This window comes from Methylobacterium sp. (assembly GCF_019750675.1).
In the GTDB taxonomy this organism is placed as follows: domain Bacteria; phylum Pseudomonadota; class Alphaproteobacteria; order Rhizobiales; family Beijerinckiaceae; genus Methylobacterium.
The window spans coordinates 1-1,575 of the sequence record NZ_JAIEOF010000443.1; the positions used below are offsets into that span (position 1 = coordinate 1).

The following is a 1,575-nucleotide window of genomic DNA, read 5'->3' on the forward strand; positions in this document are numbered from 1 at the left end:
GATATGGCAGGCGACGTCGTACAGCGCCGGCCCGCCATGGTCCGCGGCCCAGAGGCGGTTGGCCTGCGACAGCACCTCCGCGGGGCCGGCAATGTCGAGGAGCTGCGCGGGCGCCGCCGCCAGGATGAGGATCTGGCGGGTAGCGGCCCTGCGTGGGGCGTGAGGGGCGGGAACGGGCATGGGACGATCCTGGCACCCGCCGACTCGGGTCACAATGTCATCGTCCCCTCGTATCCTGCCATCGCGCCGGGCACCGCTCTTGCGACCGTCCGCATTGCGCGACCGGCTGCATTTTGCGACGCCGCCTTGGATCAAATCGCCCCCTCGTTCGTCTCCTGTGGGGCAGAGCTTGGCAGCGAAGGACGCGGGGCCGGCGCTTCAAACGAAGGGATACGCCGTGAGCATCGGACTGATCGCGCTTCTCGACGACGTGGCGGGCCTCGCCAAAGTGGCGGCGGCCTCCCTCGACGACGTGGCGGCGCAGGCGGGGCGAGCGGGCATCAAGGCGGCGGGCGTCGTCATCGACGATGCGGCCGTGACCCCACGCTACGTGGTGGGCTTCGCCGCGGAGCGGGAGCTCCCCATCGTCGGCCGCATCGCCCTCGGCTCCCTGCGCAACAAGCTGCTGTTCCTCCTGCCCGCCGCCCTGGCGCTCGGCGCCTTCGCGCCCTGGGCGATCACGCCCCTGCTGATGCTCGGCGGCGCCTACCTCTGCTACGAGGGGAGCGAGAAGGTCTACGAGGCGCTCTTCCCGCACCAGGCCCATGCCCACGAGGCGAAGCGCGACGCGTCCGCGGGGGACGCCCAGGCCCTTGAGGACCAGAAGGTCTCCAGCGCGATCAAGACCGACTTCATCCTCTCGGCGGAGATCATGGCCATCACCCTCGCGGCCCTGCCCGAGGGCTCCATCTGGATGAAGACCGCCGTGCTCGCGGTGGTGGCGGTGGGCATCACGGTGGCGGTCTATGGCGGCGTCGCCCTGATCGTGAAGGCCGACGATGCCGGCGTCGCCATGGCGGCCAACACGTCGCGATCGGCCTTCGGCAGCCTCGTGCGCGGCATCGGCCGCGCCCTGGTCAAGGGCATGCCGGGCTTCCTCAAGATCCTGGCCGTCGTCGGCACCGCCGCGATGATCTGGGTCGGCGGCGGCATCCTGGTGCACGGTCTGGAGAGCTACGGCCTGCCCCAGATCGGACACGCCATCCACGCCGCCGCGGTCGGCGCGGCGGGCGTCGCCGGTCCGCTCGCCGGAACGGTGGAGTGGGTCGTCACCGCCGCCGGCTCGGGCCTCGTCGGCCTCGTGGTCGGCGCGGCCCTGATCCCGGTGACGAGCTTCATCCTGGCGCCGGCCTGGAACAGCGTCGCCCGGCTCCGGACGAAGTCGGCCTGACCCTAACGGGCCTCGCGCAGATGGGCGAGGTGCCGGATGGCAAGGTCGTAGCCGTGCGTGCCGAAGCCCGCCATCACCGCCGTGGCGGCGAGCGACACGTAGGAATGGTGGCGAAACGCCTCGCGCCGGTGCACGTTCGAGATATGGCACTCGATGACCGGCACTTCGCAGGCGTTCAGCGCGTC

At 71.2% G+C, this 1,575-nt stretch carries 2 protein-coding genes and 1 pseudogene; 1 reads left to right on the forward strand and 2 read right to left on the reverse strand.

The features are described from left to right. Positions 1-180, reverse strand: a pseudogene (locus tag K2X24_RS23335) (hypothetical protein); the annotation flags it as partial. A 217-nt stretch (positions 181-397) separates the two neighbouring features. On the opposite strand from K2X24_RS23335, the gene K2X24_RS23340 reads away from it, so the two are divergent. Next, the gene (locus K2X24_RS23340; protein ID WP_292501605.1) at positions 398-1,390 is read left to right on the forward strand and encodes a DUF808 domain-containing protein; all 993 of its coding nucleotides are present in this window, start codon (positions 398-400) and stop codon (positions 1,388-1,390) included. A 2-nt stretch (positions 1,391-1,392) separates the two neighbouring features. Here the strand turns inward: K2X24_RS23340 and K2X24_RS23345 are convergent. After that, positions 1,393-1,575: type II 3-dehydroquinate dehydratase (locus K2X24_RS23345; protein ID WP_292501606.1), on the reverse strand; the 183-nt coding region annotated here is incomplete at its 5' end.